This window comes from Embleya sp. NPDC025285 (genome assembly GCF_055558835.1).
Window position 1 is genome coordinate 38276 of record NZ_JBVHLU010000027.1, and the last position, 17889, is coordinate 56164.

Consider the following 17889-nt stretch of genomic DNA (forward strand, 5'->3'; position numbering starts at 1 on the left):
GGCCCGCCCGGCACCCGCGATTCCGCCGCCGGCGCCATGGGCTTCGCCGGCCCCACCGCAGCCCTGGTACCGCGCCGACTGGCGCTAGTGCCGCGCCCCGCGACGTTTGCCCCGTCGCGGCGCCCGGCAGGGCACGACATGGCATGGCACCAAATACGTCCCCGGGTATCCACCCGTGCCGGCGCGGCCTACGGCCGACCGGTCACGGCTTGTACGGCAGCGACGGCACGTCGAAGCAGTTCTTGGTCATGTCCGGCACCTGGCCGACCCAGCCGCCCGGCGCGGCGTCCTGCCAGCGGGCCACGTCGAAGCAGGTCCGGGTGGGCGCGGCGACGCGGTCGACCGGTTCGGCCTTGAAGTCGACCGGGATCAGCAGCCCGTGCGCGTCGTAGCCCTCGGGACGGTTGACGAAGGCCTCCACACAGGCCCGGGTGACGTTCGCGCCGCACGAGGCGATCGCGTCGGTGAGCCACATCGCCGAGGCCCAGCCCTCCAGTTCCCACTGGGAGAGCTTGTCCTCGCGGTCGGGGAAGTACTTCTTCATCGCGGCCCGGAACTCGGCCACCGCGGGCTGCGCGGTGTCCGTGTAGCCGCGGCTGTTGCTCGTCGCGTAGATGCTGTCGCGGCAGGTCGGGGACGCCTTGAAGTCCTCGCCGACGCGCGCGTTCCAGTTCTGCACGTTGGTCACCTTGGCGGTGACCCGCAGGCCGGCGCCGTCCATCGCCTTGCACAGTTCCGCGTTGCCGCGCGTGTCCACGGCGTCGAAGACGATGTCGACGCCCTTGCTGCGCATGTCCACCACGGCGGCGGCGAAGTTCGGCAGCGCGAAGTCGACCTGCTTGTCCAGCACGGTGTAGCCCTCGGCGCGCAGGCCGTCGGCGACGGTCTGCGCGTAACGCGCGGAGTCGGCCTGGTTGTACGACACCACGGCGGCGGTGCGCGCGCCGAGCTTCTCCTTGAAGTAGCGGTACACCTCGGTGCTCGCGTACAACTCGCCGTTCCAGCCCACCTTGCCCGCGCGCGGGGCCCGCGAGCCGTAGATCGAGTACAGGTGCGGGTAGGTCTCGTACGCGGTCCCGATCGGCTGACCGCCGACGTCCGGGACGCCCTTGTCGCTGACGTACCCGGCGGCGGTGTAGCTGTAGATGCTGTTGCCCGCGAAGGCGAACACCTTGTCGTCCTCGACGAGTTTGCGGGCGCAGCGCTGGTTGGCCACGCCGTACCCGTTGTCGTCGCACGCGGCCACCTTGACCCTGCGCCCGTTGACGCCACCGCGGTCGTTCAGCGCCCGGAACCAGGCCTGCGCGCCGTACATCGGCCCGGAGAAGGTCTCGTTGCCCAGGACGCCCTGGACGGTGTCGATCATGCCGACGGTGATCTCGGTGGGGGTCACGCCCACGTCGGACGCGGTGTTGGCGTTCGCCGCGGGCGCGCCTGTGCCCGCCGGGGCGGGCGTACGGTCCTGGAAGTCGCGCTCGGGCAACCGGGAGCCGCACCCGGTCAGTACGCACAACAACCCGGCCAGCAACAGGGCCACCGAGGCGCACGGTACGCCCCGTCGGTGGAAACGACGATGCATGGGTGCTCCTCGGTGGCCCGGGTGCGGCGGACGTCCGCCCGTTCGGGGTGTGGATCAGGCCTTCGGGCAACCCTCGACGACGGTGCCCGGCTTGAGCGCGCCGACCAGCGTGCAGACGGTGCTCAGGCTGACCTTCCAGGTGCCGTCCTGCTTGACCGCCTGGCCGTTCTGGCCGGGCAGCGCCGGGGTGCCGGCGAGCAGGATGTCGAACGTCACGGCCGCCTTGTCACCGCTGATCTTCACCGCGGTGGTCTTGGACGTGACCGACTTGGCCATCGGGTCGTTCGCGAGCGTCTCCACGAGCGTGCCCATCTTGTCCGCGTTCTCCAGGACCGCCTTGCGGTCGGCGAGCGGCGCGGTGTTGTCGAACAACTTGTCCCAGTTGTCGGCGACCTTCTTCTCCTCGCCGGTCAGCGTGGTGCCACCGGCGGCCGGCGGAGCGCTGGTGGCGCCGCCGGGCGCGGACGCGCCCGTGCTCGGGGTGGTCGCGGCCGGCGTCGTCTGCTGGGCGGCCGGCGCGGAGGCCGACGGCGTCGACTTCGACTCGTCGTCCTTGTCGTCGTCGCCGCCACATCCGGACAGCACCAGCACCGCCGCCACCGGCAGGGCCAGCCATGCGCGGCGCGCCCCCTTGCGACGACCGACGCCGGTGCCCGTCTTCGCCCGCTCGTTGATCATGTCCACGCTCACGTGCGTTCACCACCCGTTCCGCCGGTCGCCCGGCGTCCTGTTGCTGTTGATGTAGCCAGGTAGTACCTGGGTTACCGGCAAGTCATGTTGCCACGTGCGACTCGGTATCCAATCGTGTTCCGGCCCGTATGACCAGATCCCGGAGAACTACGCTGAGGCACGGATGCGCGATCGGGCGGACTCGACGGGTGGACCCTATGGCAGGTTCGACGGACTCGGCAGGTTCCACGGGAAAGGCGAACTCCCCTATCGAACGACAGCGTACGACCGACGCCGCGACGACCCTGGCCGGTTTGCGTCGGTTGTCGCGCACGCACGGCGGTTGGCTGGTCGGACTGTGCGGCGCGCTGTTGTGCGCGCTGGGGTGGTACGGCGTTTCGGGCGAACGGTATGAAGCGCGCCAATTGCCCTATCTGGCTTCGGCCACCATCCCGGGCGCGGCCCTGATCGTCGCCGGCGCGGTGCTCGTGGTGGGCACCCGGCGCGGCACGGCGGGCGAGTCCGGCGACGTCGACGCGGAACTGCGTTTGATGGTGGGGCAGTTGTACAGCCTTCTGGTCGAACCGGTGCCGGCCGATACGGCGGCGGAGGCACCCGTCGAGGGGCGGTGGGTCGCGGTGCCCGGCGGGGCGCGCTACCACCGGCCCGGATGTTCGCTGGTACGGGGCAAGGACGGCGTGCGTCGCGTGGACGAGACGACGGCGCGGGACAAGGACCTGCGGCCGTGCCGGTTGTGCGACCCGGGGCCCGGGTCGGGCGGGTCCGCCGGCTCCGAGGCCGGCCGGGGCGCGGGTGCGGGCGGTGCCCCGGCCGTCGGTGACGCGGGTCCGGACGGGCCGCACGTGCCCCCGACCGGCGGCTGAGCGTCGTGCTCACACTGGAACTGGCGCTGGCCGGACTGGGCGTGGGCGCGATCGCCGCGCTCGCGGCGGTCGGCATGATCACCTCGTACCGGGCGACCGGCGTGTTCAACCTGTCCTTCGGCGCGCTCGCGATGATCGTGGCCTACCTGGTCTGGCAGCAGGTCCGGGTGTGGGGCTGGCCGCTGTGGGCCGCGGTGCTGCTCGACGTGGGCGTGGTGGCGCCCGCGCTCGGCCTGGTGCTGGAGCGTTTCGTTTTTCGCGGGCTGCACCGCGAGGGAGCCGGTCCGGCCCGGATGCTGGTCGCCTCGCTGGGCGTGTTCGTCCTCCTGGTCGGCGTCGCGACGCTGACCTGGGGCACCCAGGCCCGCCTGGACCCGCCGTCGATCGTGCCGAGCGGCTCGGTCGCGCTGCCCGGTGACACCTCCGTGCCCACCGGCACGCTGGTCGAACTGGGCGTGGTGATCGCCGTCGCCGCGCTGGTCGCCGGCGTCACCCGGTACACCCGGTTCGGGGTCCGGCTGCGCGCGGTGGTGGATCGGCGCTCGCTGGCCGAATTGGCGGGCGTGCCGGCCGACCGGGTGGCCGCGGCCGGCTGGGCCTTCGGTTCGATGCTGGCGGGCTTGACCGGCGTGCTGTTGGCGCCGCACCTGCGGCTGGATCCGTACGGACTGACCCTGCTCGTGCTGGAGACGATCGGCGTCGCGGTGGTGGCCCGGCTGGCCAGTCTGCCGGTGGCGATCCTGGCGGCGTTGGCGATCGGGGTGGGGCAGAGCGAACTGTCCCGGCTGGAACTGGACTCGTGGGGTCTGGTCCAGGCGCTCCAGGCGAACCTGTTCGTGGTGGTCATGCTGGTCGCGCTCCTGGTGCTGCCCCGGATGGTCGAGGTGGGCGGCCCGGACACCGTGCGGGCGGCCGCTACCCGGATAGGGACCGGGCACGGGGAGAGCGCGCCGGCGGGCTGGTGGGTGCCGTTCGTCGCGGTCGCGGCGGCGCCGCTCGCGCTGGGCGCGGAACATCTGCGGATCGCCCAGCAGGTGCCGGCGATGGCGATCGTATTCGTGTCCCTGGTGATGCTCACCGGGTACGCGGGCCAGATCTCGCTCGGCCAGGCCGGCTTCGCGGGTCTGGGCGCGCTCTTCGCCGGACAACTGATGGGCCGGGAGGTCCCGGGCCTGGTCGCGCTGTTCCTGGCCGCGCTGCTGGTGGTGCCGGTCGGCCTGGTGACCGGGTGGCCGGCGATTCGACGGCGCGGGTTGACGCTCGCGCTGACCACGTTCGCGGTGGCCGCGGTGGTCAGCCGGTTCGTCTTCGCGCAGCCGCGCTTCACCACCGGCACCGCGCTCGACCACCCGTGGCCGTTCGAGGGCGAACGTGCTTTCTACGCACTGGAATTGGCCTGTCTCGGGCTGGTCCTGCTGGTGATCCGCCGGCTGCATGTGAGCCGGCTCGGGCGGATGCTGGTCGCCGTCCGCGACCACGAGGACGGCGCGGCGGCGTCCGGGGTGGACGTCTCCTCCGCGAAGGTCTTCGTCTTCGCCGTCGGCGCCGGCGTCGCGGCACTCGGCGGCGCTCTGCTCGGCATGGGCGGCCGGGCCTTCGACGCGGCGGCCTTCGACCCGGTCCTGGGCCTGGTCTGGTTCGCCGCGGTGGTGGTCTTCGGCGTGGACAGCGCGGCGGGCGCGGTTCTGGCCGCGGGCCTGGTGGTCGCCCTGGACGCGGCCACCACGGCGGGTATGTCCACGATCGTGATCGGCGCGCTGGCCGTGCTGCTGTCCCGGATGCCCGGCGGCGTCTCGGCCACCCTCCTGCGCCTGGTGGCGGGCCGCCCACCCGCTCCCGTGACACCTTCCCCGGTCCGCCTCACCCCGCTGGGCCGGACCCTGCGCGCGCGGGTGCGCCCGTGAACGCGCGCCGGGAGTCGCCGACGACCGCGGACGCGGAGGGCGGGGAGCCGATGGACGCGTTGCGGGCCGAGGGGGTGGTGCGCCGATTCGGTGGGCTGCGGGCTGTGGACGGGGTGGATCTGCGGGTGCCGGCGGGTGTGGTGACGGCGGTGATCGGGCCCAACGGGGCCGGCAAGAGCACCCTGTTCGACTGCCTCGCCGGCGGCCGGGTCGATGCCGGGCGGGTGTATGTGGGCGGGCGCGACGTCACCCGGCTGCCGGCGCATCGCCGGGCCCGGCTCGGGGTGGCCCGTACCTTCCAGGTGGTGTCGGTGTTCCCGAGCCTGACGGTGCTGGACAACCTGCGGGTGGCGGCGGAGAACCGGTCCGGCGCCTCCGCCCTGACCCGCCTGTTCGGCCTGCCCGACCCGGCCCGGGGGCGTACCGGGAGCGCCGTCGAGAGCGCGCTGCGCCGGCTCGCGCTGACCGAGCACGCGCACACCCCGGCGGGCGAACTCCCGGTCGGGATCCTGCGCATGGTCGAACTGGCCCGCGCGCTCGCGTCCTCGCCCTCGGTGCTGCTCCTGGACGAGCCGGCCAGCGGGCTGGACGACGCGCAGACCGACCGGCTGCGCCACGAACTTCGCGCGCTGGCCGCCGACGGCCTGGCGATCCTGCTGGTCGAACACGACATGGACCTGGTCTTCGGTGTGGCCGACACCGTGCATGTGATGGCGGCGGGTCGGATCGTGGCCTCGGGCACGCCGGCCGAGATCCGCCGCGACGAACACGCCCGGGAGGTGTACCTCTGATGGCGATCGCCCTGTCGGTCACCGGACTTCGCGTCCGGTACGGCCCGATCGAGGCGCTGCACGGCGTCGACCTGGACTTCCCCTCGGGCGCCGTGACGGCCCTGGTCGGCCGCAACGGCTCCGGCCGCAGCACGCTGCTGAACACGCTGGCCGGCCTGGTCCGCCCGAGCGCCGGTCGGGTGGTGTGGAACGGTACGGACATCACCGCGTGGCCCGCCGACCGACGCACCCGCGAGGGCCTGACCCTGATCCCCGAACGCGGCGGCGTGTTCGCGGGCCTGACCGTGGCCGACAACCTGAGGCTGTTCGCCGACGGCGCCGACGTCGAGCCCGCGCTGACCGCGTTCCCGATCCTCGCCGAGCGCATGTCCCAGCGGGCCGGCACGCTCTCCGGCGGCGAACAGCAGATGCTCGCGGTGAGCCGAGCCCTGCTCACGCCGGCCCGACTGCTCCTCCTGGACGAACTCAGCCAGGGCCTGGCCCCCCGGATCGCCGCCCGCCTCTACGAGGTCGTGACCACCCTGGCCACCGCCGACCGCACGGTGATCCTGGTCGAACAACACACCGGCGAGGCGCTGGAACGTGCCGAGGTCGTCTACGCCCTCAGCCGAGGCACCGTCACCTTCCGCGGCGACCCCACCGAATACCGCACCCACCCGGACACGGCCCACCGCAGCTAGGCCCTGTCCGGGTCGTACGGCGGTGAAGACCCGGAATGCGGCCACCGTCGTACCACTGCCCAGCACCGGCGGCACGGTTGCCGCGAACGACCGAACCGCCGTCATCGCGCCGAAGAGCCCCGGGGCGGTGGCCCGCGACCCGCTCCGGCAGCGACCGGAACAGGCCACGCCGGGCGGTCGAGCCACGCCCACCGGCGTTCGCGGGTGAGCGTCGGGCCGTACCGGTCGCGGCGAGGACGGCCGTGCTCCCGATGGAACGCGTACGCCGCCTCGACGCCGTCGCCACAGCGAACGTGGCGTGGTCTTGGACGCCGGGTCGTACATCCTGGAGTAACGACTTCGACGCCCGACGCGCGGCGTTCGCGGACCTCGCCCCGACCGGCCCGCCCTCGGGGGGTGAACCTCTCCTTCTCGGATGTCGCCGAGGCGGCCGACACCGGGCGTCTTCCGGTGCTTCGGACGCCGATCCCTGGAGACCTCGACCCGACTCGGCGGCGACCGGCCGGTCAGCGGGGCATCAGCGCGCCGCGCAGCACCACCGCTCGGGGGTCGGCCAGGGTGGCGATGTCGGCGCGCGGGTCGGCCGCGTAGACGACCACGTCGGCGGAGGCGCCCTCGGTGATCGCGTCCCGGCCCAGCCACTTGCGTGCGGACCAGCACGCGGCCGAGAGCGCGTCGACGGCGGGGATGCCGGCCTCGACCAGCTCGGCCACCTCGTCGGCGACCAGGCCGTGCGGTAGCGAGCCGCCCGCGTCGGTGCCGACGAAGATCGGGATGCCCGCGTCGTGTGCCGCCCGGACCGTGGCATAGCGGTTCGCGTGCAGCGCCCGCATGTGCGCGGCGTAGGTCGGGAACTTGCCGGCCGCCTGATCCGCGATGCCCGGGAAGGTGCCGATGTTGACCAGCGTCGGCACGATCGCCACGCCGCGCTCGGCGAACATCGGGATCAGTTCCTCGGTCAGGCCGGTGGCGTGCTCGACGCAGTCGATGCCCGCCTCGACCAGGTCCGGGAGCGAGTTCTCGGCGAAGCAGTGCGCGGTGACCCGGGCGCCCTCGGCGTGCGCGGCGGCGATCGCCTCCTTGAGCGCGTCCAGTGGCCACAGCGGGGCCAGGTCGCCGGTGTCCCGGTCGATCCAGTCGCCGACCAGCTTGACCCAGCCGTCGCCGCGCCGAGCCTCCTGGATGACGAACGCGGTCAGGTCGCCGGGCTCGATCTCGTGCGCGTAGTTGCGGATGTAGCGCTTGGGCCGGGCCAGGTGGCGGCCCGCGCGGATCAGTCGGGGCAGGTCCTCGCGGCCGTCGATCCAGCGCGTGTCGGCGGCCGAGCCGGCGTCGCGCAGCAGCAGCGCGCCCGCGTCCCGGTCGGTGCGCGCCTGGCGTTCGGAGGTGGCGGCGTCGACGGCGCCGTGCTCGTCGATCCCGACGTGGCAGTGCGCGTCGACCAGGCCGGGCAGTACCCAGCCCTCCAGGGTCGCGTCGACGGCAAGCGACGTCGGCCGGTCGAACGTGATCCGCCCGCCCACCACCCACATCTCGTCACGAACTTCGTCCGGGCCGACCAGAACGCGACCCTTCACGTGCAACACGGTCATGCCGAGACCCTACGACCGCCCCACCGAAAACCGCCCCACCCCGCCCCGAACCCGCCGCTCCACGCCTCCGGTTCCACCCACGGCCACTCACCGCCGCCCCGACACCCCACGGCGCACCACCGCCGCGCGCGAGTCGACGCCGAGCACCGCACCGCCCCGCCGCGAACCCCCAGCGCCCCGCCACCCCACACACCCGTTCCCACCCGCGCACCATCCGACCGCGCTCAGCGCCGGCCCGACCCCACGTCGTACCGCCGCAACCCCCGCGACGCGCGAGCCGACGCCGAGCACCAACCCCCCGCACCCCGGCCCACCCCACACCAAGCCCACCCGCGCGCACCGCACCGCCTCACGCTCAGCGCCGACCGAGCACCCCGCGTTGTATCGCCGCCGCCACCGCCGCGGTGCGGGAGTCGACGTCGAGCTTTGCGTAGATGTGCACCAGGTGTGATTTGACGGTGGCCTGGCTCAGGAACAGCGCCTTGCTGATCGCGAGGTTGGACAGGCCGTCCGCGACCAGCGCAAGCACCTCGATCTCGCGACCGGTCAGCGTCGGGAGCGGATCGCGGAGCCGACTCAACAGCCGGCCCGCGATCCGCGGCGCGAGCGCGGATTCGCCCGCCGCGGCGGTACGCACCGCGGCGGCCAGTTCCTCGGGCGGGGCGTCCTTGAGCAGATAGCCCAGCGCACCCGACTCGACCGCCGCCAGGATGTCCGCGTCGGTGTCGTACGTGGTGAGCACCAGCACGTGCGGCGCGTCGGGCAGCGCCGTGATCGCCGCCGTGGCCGCGTTTCCGTGCATCCCGCCCGGGGCGAACCGCAGATCCATCAGCACCACGTCCGGCGCGAGCACGCGGGCCAGTTCGACCGCGCGTTCGGCGGTGTCCGCCTCGCCCACCACCGCGAAGTCCGGCTCCGCCGCCAGCACCGCGCGCAGCCCGGCGCGCACGATCGGATGGTCGTCGGCCAGCAACAACCGGATCATCGCGCCGACCCACCCGGTGCCGGCACCGGGAACGTCACCGCGATCGCCGCACCCTGCGCCGGCCCGGACTCCACCGTCAGCACACCACCGAGTTCGGCGGCCCGCGTCCGCATCGCGGCCAGCCCGAACCCGGTCCCGGCGGACCCGCCGGCGGCGGCCGAGTCCGCGCCGCCCCGCCCGACCCGCGCGGCCGGATCGAAACCGCGCCCGTCGTCGACCACGTCCAGCGTCACCGAAGCGTCCATGTGGCTGAGCGTCACCTCGGCCCGGGACGCAGACGCGTGCCGCACCGTGTTGCCCAGCGCCGACTGGGCGATCCGCAACAGCGCCACCTCGACGGCGGTCGGCAACCCGACCGCGTCACCGGTGTTGTGGAAGCGCACGTCCAACTGCCCCTCGGCGGCGGTCCGCGCGCACAACCGCTCCAACGCCGCCGGCAGCGAGGACCCGTCCAGCTCCGGCGGCGCCAGCGCCCGGACGAACCGGCGCGCCTGGGCCAGGCTGTCGGTCGCGGTGACCCTGGCCAGCCGTACGTGCCGCTCCGCGTCGAGGGCATCGCTCGGCAGCGCCCGCTCCGCCGCGCGCAAGAGCAGTTGGATGCTGCTGAAGCCCTGCGCGAGGCTGTCGTGGATCTCCCGGGCCAACCGCTCGCGCTCGGCGAGCACCCCCGCGTGCCGCTCGGCCGCGGCCAGCGACGCGCGTGCCGCGACCACGTCCTCCACCAGTCGGCGTCGCTCCTCGCTCTCCCGGTGCAGCGCCTGGTAGCCCAGTACGGTCGCCACCGCCACCGCCGCGCCCAGCACCGGACCGAGCAGCATGCCGGTCGTCACCGCGCCGCGATGCGCCGCGTAGCCCGCGATCGCGACCACCGTGAGCCCGGCCACCACCGGCAGCGCGACGCGCACCGGCAGCAGATGCGGGACCAGGAAGAACAACGGGAACGCGAACCAGATCCCCTCCGCCGTGAGCGCGTACAACCCGCCCCAGGCCAGGGTCAGACACCCCAGCCACAGCGCCGAGGCCCGCACCGAGGACTCCACCGAGGGCAGCAGGTTGCCGACCACGTACACCCCGACGGTGACCGCCACCGCGGCCACGATCAGCGCGGCCCGCGTGGCCGGTATGTCGGTACCGATCAGCGCGCGCAGCGCGGCGAGGGCCAGGAGCAGCGCCACGAGCCCGTGCATGCAGGCACGGAGCGCGCGGGGGACCCGAGTCGGGCCGGGCGGTGTGGGGGCGGGGGTGGGGCACATGTCGGTTCAAGGGTAGAGCGGGTGGATTCGGGCGGCATCGATCGAAAGGTTGAGTCGGGAACGGCCAGGTCGATCGATGATGCCGCTGGTGGTCGAGGAGCAGAGTCGGGTTGTCCTCGGACGCCGGACCGGCCGCTCTCACCGGCCCGGGGACGCGGCGCCGCGGGTCACGCGTGCCGCACATCCAGCCAGGAGGCCTCGACCAGCCGTGTTCGTCGCAGTGCGGGACCTCGTGTTCGCCCGAGGGCGGTTCGCCCTGATGATCGTCACCGTGGCGCTGCTCACCGCGCTGGTCGGCCTGGTGTCCGGTCTGACCGTCGGGCTCGGGCGGGCCAACACCTCGGCGATCGACGCGCTGCCCGCCGATCGGCTCGCGTTCGCCGCGCCCGCGTCCGGGCAGGGGGTCTCGTTCGCGGACTCGGCCGTGGACGAGAGCCAGTGGCGGCGCTGGGCCGAGCAACCGGGGGTGCGCTCGGCCGCGCCGCTGGGCATCGCGACCACCCGGCTCGGCGCCGGCGAGCGCACGGTCGCCGCCGCCGCGTTCGGAGTCGAGCCCGGCGGGCCGCTCGCGCCCCGGGCGCTTGCCCCGGGCACCGTGGTGTTGTCCCGGGCGCTGGCCGAGGACCTGCGGGTCGCGGTCGGCGCCCGGCTGAGCGTCGGGTCCGGTACGTCGCTGACCGTGGCGGCGGTGGTGTCGGGGTCCTCGTACAGTCACACCCCGGTCGCCTGGACCACGCTGGCCGACTGGCAACCGTTGCGCCCGGCGCCGGCGCGCGGCGGACCACACGCGACGGTGATCGCGCTCGACCTGGCCGGCGCGCACACCGGTGCGGGCGACCGGACGATCGGCACCCGCAGCACCACGATCGGCGCCGCTCGGAGCGCGATCGGGTCGTACACCGCCGAGAACGGGTCGCTGCGCCTGATGCGCGGCTTCCTGTTCGCGATCTCGGCGCTGGTGGTGGGCGCGTTCTTCACGGTGTGGACGATTCAGCGGGCCGGCGACATCGCGGTGCTCAAGGCGCTCGGCGCGCCCACCGGTTATCTCCTCGGGGACGCGCTCGGCCAGGCGTTCCTGGTGTTGCTGGTGGGGACCGCCGTGGGCACCGGAATCGCCGCGCTGTTCGGCGCGGTGACGCCGGCGGGGGTGCCGTTCGTGGTGGACCCGTCGACCACGGCGTTCCCGGCGGCGGTGCTGATCCTGCTCGGCATGGTCGGCGCCGGGCTGGCCGTGCGCCGGGTGACCTCGATCGACCCGCACACCGCGCTGAGCGGCACCCGATGACCGTCGGCCCGACCCGAGCCGGCGGCGGCCGGTCCGCGCCGCGCGCCACCCCCGGCGACCCCGAAAGGCACCCGATGCACCCGTCGCACCCGTCGCCCGGTCTCGAACTCGCCGACGTCACCCTCACCTATCCCGACGGCGACACCCGACTCACCGCCCTGGACCGGGTCGGCCTGCTCGTGCCGTCCGGCACGCTGACCGCGGTGGTCGGCCCGTCCGGGTCCGGCAAGTCCAGTCTGCTCGCCGTCGCCGCGACACTGACCGCGCCGGACCGCGGTCGGGTCTCGATCGCCGGCCGGGACGTCGCGGCGCTGTCCGCCGCCGAACGTGCCAGACTGCGCCGGACCACCATCGGCATCGTGTTCCAACAGCCCAACCTGCTCGCGTCGTTGACCTGCGTCGAGCAGCTCCAGGTGATGGCGCATCTGGCCGGACGCAGCCCCCGTCGGGCCCGCGCGCGGGCGCTGGAACTGCTCGACCGGGTCGGCCTCGCGGACCGCGCGGGGCATCGCCCGCAACGCCTGTCCGGCGGCCAGCGGCAACGCGTCAACATCGCAAGGGCCTTGATGAACGAGCCGAGCGTGCTTCTGGTGGACGAGCCCACCGGAGCGCTCGATCACGATCGCGGCGCCGCGATCGTCGCGCTGCTCGCCGAACTGACCCGTGCGAGCGGCACGGCCACCGTCCTGGTCACCCACGACCACAGCCATCTCCCGCACGCGGACCACACGATGGAGCTGATCGACGGCCGCCTGGGCACCCTCGCCACGAGCCGTTGACGCGGCGGACGACATGCTTGGCCCACCGAAGCGACGGACGGCCAACGCCCGGGCCGGCGAAGCGGCGACCGCCGGCCGGGCCCACCGAAACCCCCACCGAAATCGCCTACGCGCCCTCCCCCGGCCGCCACGCGCTCGACCCCGACCGCTCCCGATCGGCGTCCGGGTGCCACGCACTCGACCCGCCGGGGCCGGCATCCGGCCCGCCGGGCGACCCCGCACCGTCCGAACCATGCGGAATCACCGGCCAGTTCGGGTCGACCACCTCGCCGCCGTCCGGGTTGCGGCGGTCGAAGTACTGCTGCAGCGAGGCCGCCTGCTCGGCGTACCAGCGGACCTGCTTCTGGTGCAGCGTGCGCAACGAGTCGGCGGCCAACTCCGGGAAGCGCGCGCCCAGATCCCGGGCGAGCAGCAGGCACGCGAGCGCGTCGCCGTCGGCGGTGTGCGCGTCGGTCAGCACCACCTCGTAGAACGCGCTGGTCGCGGCCAGCGTGCGCTTGCCCTTGCGGTACCGGTCCAACTGCTTGTCGATCACCAGCGGATCGATGATCGGTGCGGTGTACGGGAGTTGCGGCAGGTTGTGTCGACGCAGCTCGGTTTGCAGGATGGTCAGGTCGAACGGCGCGTTGTAGATCGCGATCGGCGTGCCGGCCTCCAGGTACGCGGTCATCGCCGCACCGATCTCGGCCAGGCAGAGCGCGGGCGCGCGCCCCTGGGCCCGGGCCCGCTCGGTGTCGATCCCGTGGATCGCGGTCGCCTCGGCGGGAATCTCCCGCTCGCCCGGGTCGAGCAGCCAGGACCGTCGGGTGCCGGTCGCGTCGACCAGGGCGGCGGTGACCACGAAGTCCGTGTGCGGGTCGACGCCGGAGGTCTCCACGTCGAACGCCGCCATCGGACCGCGATGCCAGCCGTCGTGGTTGCCTCTCGGTGGCGCGGCCGGCTTGGGCTCACCGCAGGTCGCGCAGTACGTCACCCATTTGCCGTCCTTGCGGACCAACAGGCCGTCGCCTGCCTTGACATAGGTCGTGCACGTGGCACAGGTCGCGCCGAACTTGTTCGTAGCCATGGGGTGCTCTTTTCCGATCGCGGATCAGATTCACGTCGTCACTGCGCGAAACGCTAGTGCCCGGGTACGACGCGATCCGCGCGCCGGGTGGCGACCCGGCGCAGCAGTGGGCGTTCGACGGTGGTCCACGCGGTGCTCGTGAGCAGGTACAGGCCGGCCGCGAGCGGTACCAGGGCCGCGGTGAGCACGGTGCCGAAGGGCATCCAGCGGATCAGCGCGGGCGCGTCCGGGACCGCGCGGGCGGCGCGGTATTGCGCGTAGGCCACGCCCGCGAGCAGCACCAACAGGCCCACCAGCACAAGCGTGTGCGGCCCGCCGAGCCCGGTCACCGGATGCAGGCCGAGCGGTGCGCCGGCCAGGGTGTGGCCCAACAGCGCCGGGTCGCCGCTGAACAGACGGTACGTCAGGAACAGGAATGGCAGACCGGCCAGGGCCGGGAGCATGCCGGCGAACATCGAGGTGCCGGACTCCCGGTGCAGCGCGCTGAGTTCGCGGGCCAGGCGCTGCGGGTCACGCGCGTGCCGGTCGCGGAGCCGGCGGACCTGCGGGGCGAGCCGGGCGCGGGCCACCTCGGCGCGGGCCTGGGCGTAGCCCAGGGGCAGCAGGGCGAGTCGCACGCACGCGGTGAACACGACCACGGCGCCGGCCACCGAGCCGGTGCCGAGCAGCGGCGCGAGGGCGTCGGCGAGAGTGAGCAGGACGTCGTGCGCGACGCCGAGAACGGGGATGCCGAACATGGGAAGGGCCTTCCGTGACGCGGGAATCAGGGCTGCGTCAGGCGGCCGTGCCGAACCTGTGGAACAAGGTCGTCGGGGTCAGCAGCGGGCCGCCGGGCCCGCTCCCGGTGCTCTGGGCCGCGATCGGCCCGGCCCGTCGGGATCCCGCGAGGGCAGGAAGGCCAGCCGATCGGCTTGCCTGCGCAACACCGCGCCGCGAACGTGCGCGCGCTCGGCGGACGGCGCGCACGCGGCGGCGGTACAGCAGGCCAGCGCGAGCACCGCGGTCACCGCGACGGCGACCAGACCGGGCAACGCCCCGTCCACGAACAGCCCGAAGCCGACCAGCGCGAGCAGCGTCGCGCACAGCGACGTCGACGCGGTGGCGGGGCCCGAGCGGTACATGCGCCCCACCCTAAACCGACACCGCACCGCACCGCATCGCTCCGTGCCGACTCCGACTCCGCGCGCCACCCTTGCCGGATCCACGCTCACCCGACCCCGGCTCCACGATCCGCCCGCGCCCGACACCGCACCGCACTGCTCCGCACCACACCGCACCGCGCCGGCTCTGATTCCGCGCCCCACCCTTGCCGGATCCACGGTCGCCCCGCCCCGGCTCCACGATCCGCCCGGCCCGACTCCGCACCCCCGCGACCCGGCCCCACGCCGCACCCGGACGGGACGCTCCGGTCTCGCTCCCGCCCGGGTCCGAGGCCGCCCGAGCCGAGGATGCGAACCCGCACCGGCCGTGAGGTGAGCACGCACGCACGTTCGTGCCAGGATGACCCCGTGCGCGTGCTGCTAGGGGACGGCTTCGGGGTGACGTCACGTCAGATCGCGATGGCGATCGGGCGGTCGGGGCAGGACGTGGCGGTGCTCGCACCGCCCGGTCGGCCGGTTCACGCACGCCCTCGCTCGGTCACGGCGGTGCACGAGGTGCCCGCGTTCGGCGCCGATCCGTGGGCGTGGCTGGCCCGGACCGAGGCGGTGTTGCGGGCCGAGCCGCACGACGTGCTGCTGGCCACGAACGAGCATGTCGCGGTGCTCGCGCGTGAGCCGGAGCGGATCACCACACACGGTGTGGCCCTGGCCGTACCGCCGTTCGCGGCGCTGCGCCGAGTGGCGGACCGGGCCTCGGCGGCGAGCACCCTCACCGAGATCGGGATGCCGCAGCCGGCCGGGACGGTGGTGGTGCGCTCCGCCGAGGAGTTGCGCCAGGTCGCCGATCCGCCGTTGTACGTGAAGACCCTCGCGGGTTCGCACCGGGTCGAGCGGCGCGAGCAACTGCTGCGGCTGGCCGACTCGTTGGAGCAGGGCGGTGCGTTCGTGGACGGCGCCGGCGTGCTGGTGCAGGAGCCGGCCCAGGGCCCGGTCCTGTCCGCCCAGGCGGTGTTCGAGCACGGCCGACTGGTCGCGGTGCACGCGTACGAACACCTGCACGGCAGCGCGGTCAGGCGCAGCGTGGTGGTGCCGGAGGTGCGCGAGCAGGTCGCGATGCTCGGCGGCCACCTCGGCTGGCACGGCGGCCTGTCGCTGGACGCGGTGCGCACCGCGCACGGCGGCCCGGCCTGGCTGGATGTGCGCCCCTACCTCGCCGAACCGGGCAACGCGGGCGCCGCGGGCACCGATCTGGTCGCGGCGCTGATCGCGGTCTCCCGGGGCGAGGCGCCGGCCTCGATGCCGTGGGGCCGGCCGGACGTACGTACCCGGCAGGCGCACGGCGGGCTGCTGACCGCCGCCCGGGCCGGGCGCCGCCGGGCCGGCCGCGAACTGCTGCGGATCGTGGTGCGGGCAATTCCGTACCGGGACGCCGTCGAGGAGACCCTGAGCCTGCGTCGCGAGCCGCGTCGGATCGCCGGATCGTTGTGGCTGACCACGACCGTGCTCACCGTGCCGGCCCGCGTCCTGGCCCGGATCGACGCACAGGAGGCCGGGGGCACGCTGTCCCCCGCGGCATGGCGCCGCGTCCTGGCCGGCGCCCCACCGCGGGTGCCCTGACCACCTCACCGAAGCGGCGTCTTGATCACCGCGCGTGCCTTGGTCGCCCGCACCCGAGCGGCGACCGCACCACCGCGCGTGCCCTGACGTCCCTCACCCGAGCAGCGACTCCACCAGCGCTCGCACCGACAGCACGAACAGCCGGTCACCGTCGGTGACGTTGCTCAGACTCGCCGCCAGTTCCGGATCCTTCAGCGCCAACTCGCCGCGCCACCGGTCCACGGCCGGCGGTTCGGCCGCGCTGTTCTCCAGGGCACGCTCCAGCATCACGAAGCCGGCGATCTGGTACTGCACCGCCTGCACCGCCTCGCCCGCCCGTGCGCCGCGCAGGCCGGCCGCCGTCATCTCGTGTACCAGCGCCTTGCGGGCGGGCAGCATCATCAGCGACTCCAGGCCGCGCTCGCGGACCAGGCCGACCAGGTGCGGGCGCTCCAGGATCAATCGCCGACACGATCGCGCGATCGACACCACCCGCTCGACCGGCGTGCTCCCGTCCACCGAGATCGCGCCCATGTCCGCGATCACCCGATCCACCAGTTGGTCCACCAGCACGTCGCGGTTGCCCACGTGCCAGTAGATCGAGGTGACGGCGACGCCCAGTTCGGCGGCCAGTTTGCGCATGCTGAGGTTCTCGATACCGGATTCCATGACGAGACGCATGGCGGTGTCGAGCACGGTGTCTCGCGTGATCTTGTCCATCACGTCCCATTCTCGCGCCCGGGCGGGGTCGCCCGATACACGGGCAACCCCGCCACAGGTCTTTACCTCGCCGACCTACCGGTGTAACAGTGTTACAGAACACCCGGCACCACCGCGCACGGGATCGGGCAACCGGCCCGCGCGCAGCCCTCGCACGAGCGGAAGAGGTGAGGTACGTGGCACGCATTCGGTACGGCGCCCGGCCGGCGGAAACGTTGAAGAAATCCTCGCGGGAGCGGTCCAGCCTCCCGGAGATCTGGTCCACCGGCGTGATGGCGATCTGGGAGACCGACCCCGAGGTGATCGCGGCGATCCTGCCGCCGCCGCTGGTCCCCGTGGACCGGCCGCTGGTGCGGGTGAACGTCTCCGCCTGCGACATCAACGGTCACCCGCTCGGCGCGGGCGCGGTCGCGGTGCGCTGCAAGCACGGCGACATCGAGGGCGACTACACGCTGACCATGCCGATGACCACCGAGCGGGCGGTGATCGGCGGTCGCGAGGTGTTCGGCGAGCCGAAGAAGCTGGCCGACGTCAAGGTCGAGCGGGACGGCGACGAGGTCGTGGCCACCGTGAACCGGATGGGCGTCACCTACGTCGAGGTGCGCGGCACCGTGGTCGAGGAGCTGGCCACCCCCGAGCCCCGACAGACGCTGAGCTTCTACTACAAGTTCCTGCCCGCCGTGGACGGCGACGGCTTCGACGCCGACCCGATGCTGGTGCACGTCACCCGCAACGAGCGCACCCGCAGCGCGCACCGCCTGGACGGCGAGGTGATCCTGCGCGACTCGGACTTCGACCCGGTCGCCGACCTGCCGGTGCGCAAGCTGATCTCGATCACGCTCAGCGAGCGCACCTCCGACCAGCAGGGCTTCGTCGCCGAGCACGTCAAGGCCGACCTGGTGCTGCCGTACATCCACCAGCGCTACGACGACGTGCAGCAGATCACCGACGATCCGCCGCCCGCGAAGTAGCACCCCGGCAGGCAAGGCAGCGACGACAGCAAGGG

At 73.5% G+C, this 17889-nt stretch carries 17 protein-coding genes; 8 read left to right on the forward strand and 9 right to left on the reverse strand.

The window, feature by feature from the left end:
• Window positions 1-202: 202 nt before the first annotated feature.
• Window positions 203-1579 carry an ABC transporter substrate-binding protein gene (locus ACZ4FV_RS19985; RefSeq protein WP_395862713.1) on the reverse strand — a complete coding sequence of 459 codons (1377 nt, stop codon included), beginning with the start codon at window positions 1577-1579 and terminating at the stop codon, window positions 203-205.
• A gap of 54 nt (window positions 1580-1633) precedes the next feature.
• Entirely contained in the window at window positions 1634-2269 is a 636-nt protein-coding gene (locus ACZ4FV_RS19990) for an MTB12 C-terminal domain-containing protein (RefSeq protein ID WP_395862711.1), read from the reverse strand.
• Between the two features lie 293 nt (window positions 2270-2562).
• On the opposite strand from ACZ4FV_RS19990, the gene ACZ4FV_RS19995 reads away from it, so the two are divergent.
• The 4 genes from ACZ4FV_RS19995 to ACZ4FV_RS20010 are packed head-to-tail and all read left to right on the forward strand — an operon-like array spanning window position 2563 to window position 6507.
• Complete coding sequence (locus ACZ4FV_RS19995; protein WP_395862709.1) at window positions 2563-3132, forward strand: hypothetical protein; 570 nt, start codon at window positions 2563-2565, stop codon at window positions 3130-3132.
• Window positions 3133-3137: 5 nt separating this feature from the next.
• Window positions 3138-5036 carry a branched-chain amino acid ABC transporter permease gene (locus ACZ4FV_RS20000; RefSeq protein WP_395862707.1) on the forward strand — a complete coding sequence of 633 codons (1899 nt, stop codon included), beginning with the start codon at window positions 3138-3140 and terminating at the stop codon, window positions 5034-5036.
• On the forward strand, window positions 5033-5827 hold the full coding sequence (locus ACZ4FV_RS20005) for an ABC transporter ATP-binding protein (RefSeq protein ID WP_395862706.1): 795 nt from the start codon (window positions 5033-5035) through the stop codon (window positions 5825-5827). Before ACZ4FV_RS20000 ends, ACZ4FV_RS20005 begins: the two co-directional genes overlap by 4 nt.
• Window positions 5827-6507: an ABC transporter ATP-binding protein gene (locus ACZ4FV_RS20010; protein WP_402231610.1), complete on the forward strand. Its 681-nt coding sequence runs from the start codon at window positions 5827-5829 to the stop codon at window positions 6505-6507. Before ACZ4FV_RS20005 ends, ACZ4FV_RS20010 begins: the two co-directional genes overlap by 1 nt.
• Window positions 6508-7013: 506 nt before the next feature.
• Here the strand turns inward: ACZ4FV_RS20010 and ACZ4FV_RS20015 are convergent.
• From ACZ4FV_RS20015 to ACZ4FV_RS20025, 3 genes are all read right to left on the reverse strand, one after another.
• Window positions 7014-8099: an amidohydrolase family protein gene (locus tag ACZ4FV_RS20015; protein WP_395862702.1), complete on the reverse strand. Its 1086-nt coding sequence runs from the start codon at window positions 8097-8099 to the stop codon at window positions 7014-7016.
• Window positions 8100-8454: 355 nt separating this feature from the next.
• Window positions 8455-9084: a response regulator gene (locus ACZ4FV_RS20020; RefSeq protein WP_395862700.1), complete on the reverse strand. Its 630-nt coding sequence runs from the start codon at window positions 9082-9084 to the stop codon at window positions 8455-8457.
• Window positions 9081-10271: a sensor histidine kinase gene (locus tag ACZ4FV_RS20025; protein ID WP_402231614.1), complete on the reverse strand. Its 1191-nt coding sequence runs from the start codon at window positions 10269-10271 to the stop codon at window positions 9081-9083. The genes ACZ4FV_RS20020 and ACZ4FV_RS20025 overlap by 4 nt, the downstream gene beginning before the upstream one ends.
• A gap of 274 nt (window positions 10272-10545) precedes the next feature.
• On the opposite strand from ACZ4FV_RS20025, the gene ACZ4FV_RS20030 reads away from it, so the two are divergent.
• Complete coding sequence (locus ACZ4FV_RS20030) at window positions 10546-11622, forward strand: ABC transporter permease (protein ID WP_465322997.1); 1077 nt, start codon at window positions 10546-10548, stop codon at window positions 11620-11622.
• A gap of 74 nt (window positions 11623-11696) precedes the next feature.
• The gene (locus ACZ4FV_RS20035) at window positions 11697-12401 is read left to right on the forward strand and encodes an ABC transporter ATP-binding protein (RefSeq protein WP_465323010.1); all 705 of its coding nucleotides are present in this window, start codon (window positions 11697-11699) and stop codon (window positions 12399-12401) included.
• Window positions 12402-12507: 106 nt separating this feature from the next.
• Here the strand turns inward: ACZ4FV_RS20035 and ACZ4FV_RS20040 are convergent, their stop codons facing one another.
• The 3 genes from ACZ4FV_RS20040 to ACZ4FV_RS20050 form a co-directional block, all read right to left on the reverse strand.
• Window positions 12508-13467 carry an exonuclease domain-containing protein gene (locus tag ACZ4FV_RS20040; RefSeq protein ID WP_465322998.1) on the reverse strand — a complete coding sequence of 320 codons (960 nt, stop codon included), beginning with the start codon at window positions 13465-13467 and terminating at the stop codon, window positions 12508-12510.
• A gap of 53 nt (window positions 13468-13520) precedes the next feature.
• Window positions 13521-14204 (reverse strand): YidC/Oxa1 family membrane protein insertase, encoded by a 684-nt coding sequence (locus ACZ4FV_RS20045; RefSeq protein WP_395862692.1) that lies wholly within the window; start codon window positions 14202-14204, stop codon window positions 13521-13523.
• A 78-nt stretch (window positions 14205-14282) separates the two neighbouring features.
• Window positions 14283-14588 (reverse strand): DUF6412 domain-containing protein, encoded by a 306-nt coding sequence (locus ACZ4FV_RS20050; protein ID WP_395862690.1) that lies wholly within the window; start codon window positions 14586-14588, stop codon window positions 14283-14285.
• Window positions 14589-14975: 387 nt separating this feature from the next.
• Here ACZ4FV_RS20050 and ACZ4FV_RS20055 point away from each other — a divergent pair, with 387 nt between their 5' ends.
• Entirely contained in the window at window positions 14976-16184 is a 1209-nt protein-coding gene (locus ACZ4FV_RS20055) for a hypothetical protein (protein ID WP_402231622.1), read from the forward strand.
• A gap of 93 nt (window positions 16185-16277) precedes the next feature.
• Here ACZ4FV_RS20055 and ACZ4FV_RS20060 read toward each other — a convergent pair whose 3' ends face one another.
• Complete coding sequence (locus tag ACZ4FV_RS20060; RefSeq protein ID WP_395862687.1) at window positions 16278-16883, reverse strand: TetR/AcrR family transcriptional regulator; 606 nt, start codon at window positions 16881-16883, stop codon at window positions 16278-16280.
• Between the two features lie 176 nt (window positions 16884-17059).
• Between ACZ4FV_RS20060 and ACZ4FV_RS20065 the strand changes: the two genes are divergently transcribed.
• The gene (locus tag ACZ4FV_RS20065) at window positions 17060-17854 is read left to right on the forward strand and encodes an acetoacetate decarboxylase family protein (RefSeq protein WP_465322999.1); all 795 of its coding nucleotides are present in this window, start codon (window positions 17060-17062) and stop codon (window positions 17852-17854) included.
• Window positions 17855-17889: the final 35 nt, after the last annotated feature.